At 49.4% G+C, this 633-nt stretch carries 1 protein-coding gene; it reads right to left on the bottom strand.

Annotated elements, in window-relative coordinates:
* Positions 1 to 384, bottom strand: a 384-nt coding sequence (locus JV16_RS14965; RefSeq protein ID WP_244463851.1) for a UPF0236 family transposase-like protein, incomplete at its 3' end; no start/stop codon positions are given.
* Positions 385 to 633: the final 249 nt, after the last annotated feature.

Here is a 633-nt window from a genome sequence, read left to right as displayed (position 1 = left end):
CCCCACGATCGACTCCAACGTACGGGCCGCTTTGCGGTAGGAAGAGCACTCTACGGCCAACTCGACCGCCGTTTCCTCGAGGCAAGGGCTGATCGACTGCGCTCCATCAAAGCCCAGTTCGGCATCCAGCAAGAAGGTATACGCCCCCGCCTGCCGATCATAGTAGTAGTTCCGTCGAAACGTCACTTCTCCAAACAGCGTTTGGATCGTGGTCGGCCGTTTGTCTTTCAGCTGATACCGGCGCTTGTCCCGCGCTTCCGCCAGTTGTTGATCAATCTCCTCCAAAAGGGCCGCCAACAAGACAGCGAACACCTTTTGAAGAGTTCTGACTAATTGTTCCTCCAGCTCTTTTAATAAAGGCCATTCTGTGGTAAAATGTTTCATGGACTCTCTCCCTCCTGTTTTATTGATGTTGGTCATCACCATCATAGCAGGGAGAGAGTCCTTTTTGCATGACATTTGCTTTTTTCTACCGCGCTTCGCTTGGTGGCCCCGACGAGCGTCGCGAACAAAAGTTCGCAACCCTCGTCGGGGAATCATTCCTGAATGTCACCCACAAATATTTTACTCACACTTTTGTCACTTTTTGTCATAATTTGTTTTGTTTCTGTTCGTTTTTTTGCAAAACATAAA

Source organism: Anoxybacillus ayderensis (assembly GCF_000833605.1).
In the GTDB taxonomy this organism is placed as follows: Bacteria; Bacillota; Bacilli; order Bacillales; family Anoxybacillaceae; genus Anoxybacillus; species Anoxybacillus ayderensis.
Note: the sequence above shows the minus strand (reverse complement) of the source record. Positions and strands in the feature narration are given on the sequence as shown.